The sequence below is a fragment of the Actinotalea sp. genome (assembly GCF_041597215.1).
In the GTDB taxonomy this organism is placed as follows: domain Bacteria; phylum Actinomycetota; class Actinomycetes; order Actinomycetales; family Cellulomonadaceae; genus Actinotalea.
Window position 1 is genome coordinate 1 of the sequence record NZ_JBFHHB010000201.1, and the last position, 5923, is coordinate 5923.

The 5923-nt window shown below is 69.1% G+C and carries 3 protein-coding genes; 2 read left to right on the top strand and 1 reads right to left on the bottom strand.

Going from position 1 to position 5923, the window contains the following annotated elements; translation table 11 throughout:
* Positions 1-611, top strand: a 611-nt coding sequence (locus tag ABWK99_RS12660) for a hypothetical protein (protein WP_372595062.1), incomplete at its 5' end; no start/stop codon positions are given.
* 436 nt (positions 612-1047) lie between these two features.
* Here ABWK99_RS12660 and ppc read toward each other — a convergent pair.
* Complete coding sequence (ppc, locus tag ABWK99_RS12665; protein WP_372595063.1) at positions 1048-3876, bottom strand: phosphoenolpyruvate carboxylase; 2829 nt, start codon at positions 3874-3876, stop codon at positions 1048-1050.
* Between the two features lie 199 nt (positions 3877-4075).
* On the opposite strand from ppc, the gene ABWK99_RS12670 reads away from it, so the two are divergent.
* The coding region (locus ABWK99_RS12670; protein ID WP_372595064.1) for a DUF4962 domain-containing protein at positions 4076-5923 on the top strand (1848 nt) is incomplete at its 3' end.

The following is a 5923-nucleotide window of genomic DNA, read 5'->3' on the forward strand; positions in this document are numbered from 1 at the left end:
CGGCGGCCGGAACCACCTCCGAGGCGCCTGTGGACGAAAGCACCGATACCGACGAGAGCGCGCCAGCGGATGATCCCTCGCCGACATCGACTGCCACGTCAATAGCAGCGGAGCCCGTCCAGGAAGTCCCTACTGGACCCTACGGCTCCTACTCTGAGGCACAGAGCGCTTTCGTCTCTCGGGTTCAGCAGGCTCAAGACGAGTTTGACGAGGCATCGAACGACCTGCAGCAGTCCCAGGTGCTGCTCCAGCGCAACAACGACCTCTGCTCGACGGTAGGATCGAAGTTCGAGAACTGGACCGGAGTCATCACGACGATCGGAGCGAACGGCGACGGAAACGCCTACATCGAGATCGAGATTGCTGATGGGGTCCGGGTCAAGACCTGGAACAACTCCTTCTCAGATTTCGGCGATGACACGCTGATCGATTCAAGTTCCGACCTCTTCCAGACCCTCTTGAGCATCGACGAAGACAGCCCCGTAGTGTTTTCTGGCGAGTTCATCGGAGACGGTGACTCATGCGTGAAGAACAGCAACCTGACCGAGACCTTCTCGGTCATCGACCCCCAGTTCCTCGCGCGGTTCACAGCGGTGAGTCCGCGAGAGTAGTCAGCGCTGCCTGAACCGGGACTTGGGCTCCAACTCGCACGAAGCCAACCAGAGGTGGCGGATCCATACCGAGGATCCTCCGACGTGCCCCCGGCTAACCGAGGACAAGCGCGAGCCCCTCGGCGACGCCACGGGAAGCCTGTCCTGCGACCACCTACTGCGCCTGTTCCCTGGATCACCCGCACCAACAACACCCACGGCAGTCCCTCCACGAGTAGACCGGCGGTCTACCGGCGGAAGTCATCCGCCTCCTCCTGATGATGTCGGTCTAGAGTCACATCGGCCGTTGGTGCCTATCGCGCGCCAGAGAGCTCGGGCAGTGCGTTCCGGGTGGCCTGGCGCGACCTCATCCAGCCCGGTCCGCACGTATGTGCGGCGAGCAGTGCTCGACGTCGGTTCTCGCGCGGGGGTGAACAGCGAGGGCCCGCCGAGCGACTCAGCCGGTGTTGCGCAGCCCGGCAGCGATCCCGTTGATGGTGAGCAGCAACGCCCGCTGCAGGTCACCGTCCTGGGTGGCGTCGTCGCGCTGGGCGCGCGTGCGCCCGAGCAACGAGACCTGCAGGGCGTGCAGGGGCAGCAGGTAGTCGTCGCGGATCGCGAGCGTGCGCCGCAGCAGCGGGGCCGACTCCAGCAGCTGACCCTGGCCGGTGACCGTGAGCACCTCGGCCACCGTGCGAGCGTGCTCGGCACGGATCTGCTCGAAGAGCGGCGCGGCGTCCGCTGGGACCAGCTCGCGCACGTAGCGGCCCGCCAGCTCCAGGTCTGTCTTGGTCAGCGTCATCTGCACGTTGGACACGAAGGTCCGGAAGAACGGCCAGGCGCGGTACATCTCGGCCAGGGTGTCGCCCCGGCCGGCTTCGCGCGCCGCGGCCAGACCGGAACCCACGCCGTACCAGCCGGGCAGGATGATCCGCGCCTGCGTCCAGCCGAAGACCCAGGGGATCGCGCGCAGGTCACTGAGGTCGCCGCTCCCACCGGGACGCTTCGCGGGTCGTGAGCCGATGTTCATCTTGCCGAGCTCCTCCACCGGCGTGGCGGAGACGAAGAACGGCACGAGCGCCGGGTCACCGACCAGCTCGCGGTAGGCCGACGTGCCCGCCGCTGCCACGAGGTCCATGGCCTCGTCCCATCCGGCGAGCACCTGCGGCGGGAGCGTCGCGCGCCGGTGCAGCACCGACGCCTCCAGCGTCGCCGCGAGCGCGTTCTCGAGGTTCCAGCGTCCCAGGCCGGGCAGCGTGTACTTGTCGGAGATCACTTCGCCCTGCTCAGTGATCTTGATCGGCCCGTCCAGGCTGCCGTTGGGTTGGGCCATGATGGCCTCGCCGGTCGGACCGCCACCGCGACCGACGGACCCGCCGCGACCGTGGAAGAGACGCAGCATGACGCCGTGTCGGGCGGCAACGTCGCGCAAGGATCGTTGCGCGCGATGGATCTGCCACTGGGAGGCGGCGATGCCGGCGTCCTTGGAGGAGTCCGAGTAGCCCAGCATGATCTCCTGCACGTCTCCACGCGCGGCCACCAGCCGCCGGTACGCCGGCTCCGACAGCATGGCGTCCATGAGCTCACCGGCCCTCTCCAGCTCGACCAGGGTCTCGAAGAGCGGGGCGAAGCCGATCCGCGCCGTCGCGGGTCGCTCGTCGGTCCCCACGTCGACCAGACCCGCCTCGCGGGCCAGAACGACCGCGGCGAAGACGTCATCCACGTCGTGGGTCATCGACACGATGTAGGTCTCGATCACGTCCTCGCCGAACCGGTCCAGCGCCTCGCCGATCGCGGCGAACAGCTCCAGGCTCGCGGTCGCCGCCTCGGGCAGCGCGACGCGGGCTCCACCCAGCAGCGGGCGCCGCGACGCGAGCTCGGCGCTCAGCAGAGCGATCCGGTCAGCGCGGTCGAGGTCGGCGTACCGGGTGTCGAGCTCGACGAGCCGGTCGTAGAGAACGGCCAAGGCGTCGTGGTGCCGCCGGCTGTGCTCGCGGACGTCCAGCGTGGCCAGGCCGAAGCCGGTCGCCGTGGCGGTGCGGATCATCCGGAGCACCCCGCCGTCGGCGGTGAGCCGGTCGCCGCCGGCGATCATCGAGTCGCGCACCAGGGAGAGGTCGGCGAGCAGCTCGTCCAGCCTGAGGTAGTCACGGCCAGGCTCGTGGGCCGTGCCGTGGGCGACTCTCTCGCGGGTGCGCTGCAGCCGCACACGTACGTAGGACATCTTCTGGCGGTACGGCTCCTCGGCGTCGAGTCGGCGAACCGCCGCGTGCGTGATCGGCAGCGCCTCGGCGTCCGCCTCGAGGCTGGCCAACAGATCCTCGCTGACCGGGACGACCCGGGTCGAGGCGCTCATCTCGGTCAGCAGGTCCTCGGCCGCCGCGATCAGGACTCGCAGGCCGTGGTCGTGCAGCAGCCCGAGCACGTCCAGGGTGACCCGGGGAGTGACGAACGGATTGCCGTCGCGGTCCCCGCCCGCCCAGTTGCCGAACCGCAGAGGACGGGCGTCGACCGGCAGCTCCACGCCCACGGAGGCCAGCGCGCGGTCGAACTCCTGCAAGAGGTCCGGGACCACGTCGGCGGCGAGCGACTCCAGGTAGTAGATCGCGGTCTTCGCCTCGTCCTGCGGCTCGGGTCGAACCACCCGCAGCTCGTCCGTCTGCCACAGCAGGTCCACCAGCTCCGCGAGCCGCCGTTCGAGCCGCGGCGTGTCCGCCGGCGAGCGCACCGGGTCGCCGAGCGCCGCCAGCACGTCGGCGACCTTGCGGAGCAGCTCGAGCACCGATCGACGGCTCGCCTCGGTCGGGTGCGCGGTGAAGACCGGCCGGTACTCCAGCCTGGCGAGGACCTCACCCACCAGGTCACCCGCCAGGTCACCCTCGGCGAAGGCAGCGCCGATCCGGCCGGCGGTCGTCGCCAGCGGCCCCTCGTCGCGCGCGGAGAGCTCACGCCACCGATAGAGCTGCTCGGCGATGTTGGCCAGCTGGAAGTAGGCCGCGAACGCGCGCGCCAGTCTGACCGCTGTGGCGTCGTCGACGTCGGACAGAACCTCGTGCAGCTCCTCGTCCCTGCCCTCCCGCGCCAGGCCGCGCACCCGCTCGACCAGTTCCAGCAGGTCCTCTCCCTCGTGCCGGATGAGGGCTTCACCCAGGAGGCGCCCCAGCAGCTTCACCGAGGTTCGAAGCGCTGCGTGGTGGGCGTCGGAGGACACGCCACCCGCGTACGGGGCGACGTCGGGCAGCCGATCACCAGCGGCGATCGATTCCTGGGAGGTTCGCGAGTCCATGTCGCACAGTCTGAGGTCCGCAGGTCGAGGCCGCATATCGCGCGCCCCCCGGTGCACGGAGAGGGGCCGAGCTCATCCCCAAACCGCATCGACACCTGCAAGGATCGTCACCGCGGCGGGCAGACTCTGCCGCAGGTCGACGCGCCCCGGCGCTTGGCCGGCTGAGACCCGACGGCCGTGTCCCTGAAAGGACTGCTCGATGTCGACAACTGACCGGGCCACCTCCCCCTCGACGGGGACTCGCAGGCTGCTCTTCATCGGCGACGACCTCGAGCGTCTGAAGGCGGAACGCTTCACCGTCCGGCGAGCCCAGCTCGTCCGCCTCCTCGAGGAGTGCGAGCGGGGCAGCGCGACGCGCTTCACCCCGGAGCCTCCGAACGAGAGCACCACCTGGGCCGGGATCGGCTCGATGAACCGTGCCCTGCTCGCCCTCCTGACGGACGACGAGCAGGACCTCACCGAGGCCGAGCGCTGGATCGAGGGCGCGATCTCCTGGGAGGACTGGGGCAACGCCCACCTCGTCAACGTCGACCTCTCGGCCGCGTGGATCCTGTGGGGCCTGTCCCTCGCCTACGACTGGCTGAAGGACGACATGGACCCTGCGCTACGGGTCCGGCTGCGCGAGAAGCTCACCCGTCACGGCCGGATCATGCACGACTACATCCGCGACAACCGCGGCGAGTCATGGGTGCCCAAGTACTGGCAGAACCACAACTGGATCGACTACAACGGCCTGGCCTCCGCAGGGTACGCGCTGGTCGACGAGCTGCCGGAGGCCCAGGCCTGGATCGACGACGCGCGCGCGAACTTCGAGCTCGTCTTCCGGGGCATGCCGGAGGACGGGTCCAACTACGAAGGCGCCGTGTACTGGCGCTACGGAGTTCCGTGGCTGCTGTGCTACGCCCACCTGCTGCGCGAACGCGAAGGAGTCGACTACTTCGCCACCAGCGGATTCCTGAGGAACACCTTCTGGTACCGCCTCTACCAGAGCACCCCCAACCTCGAAGAGGCCTTCAACTTCGGCGACGCGCACGACACCCGCAGCTCGACCTCGGCGATGATGTACATGAAGCTCGCGTCCGAGTACCGCCTGGGCGAGGCGCAGTACATGGCCGAGCACGCCCTCGCCCACCTGTACCGCGAGCAGTACCAGTCGGCGCTCAAGCCCGGGATCCTCCCGGAGGCAGGGCTCGAGTACCTCTGGTTCGACGCCACCGTGGAACCGAGCACCGACCTGAGCCACCTGCCGCTCTCCCGCTTCTTCCCGGACCTCGGCCTGCTCGCGGTCCGGGACTCCTGGGCCAAGGACGCGGTGATGCTCTCGGTCAAGTGCGGCTTCCCGGGCGGTCGCCGGCAGTGGGAGCAGTCCTGGGACTACCACAAGGAGACCGGCATCGAGTACCGCTCGCTGTCGCACCAGCACGCCGACAACGGCGCGATCCTGCTCAACGCCTTCGGCTCCTACCTCCTGTGCGACGACGGCTACAACCGCACCATCCATGCCCGCGAGCACTCGGTCGTCACCGTCGGTGGGCGGGGCTACCGCAACGAGGGCCAGAACGACATCTTCGCCGGCCTCGCGGAGGACGAGGTCGCCGTCCTCAACGAGTACGTCTCGGACGGCGGCTTCTTCGTCTTCGACGGGGACACGGCCCGCTGCTACGTGGAGGACCTCGGCATCACCGATTGCCGGCGCATCATCGGGAGCAACGGCAACAGGTACGTCATCGTCTTCGACCGTCTCGCTGCCACGCAGGCGCACCGGTACGAGTGGAACATGCAGGCGGCCTCGACCCCGGCCATCGACGGCACCACGGTCCGCTACCTGCACGGCCTGGCCGGCCTGGACCTGTGGTCGCTGGAGCCGGCGGCCCCGCGGATCAGCAGCACCCTCACCACCGTGCGCGCCATCTACACCACGCAGGAGCCGGACGCGTTCCACGAGGCCGTGCTGAACACGCTGGTCATCGAGAACGCCGAGCCCGCCGAGCAGGTCACCTACCTCACGGCCCTCGCCCCCTTCCGCCGCGAGGCAGGCGCCAGCGAC

What these genes read in the sequence shown, in the direction of transcription:
- ppc (WP_372595063.1), bottom strand. Translation starts at nt 3,876, where the DNA reads ATGGACTCGCGAACCTCCCAGGAATCGATCGCCGCTGGTGATCGGCTG.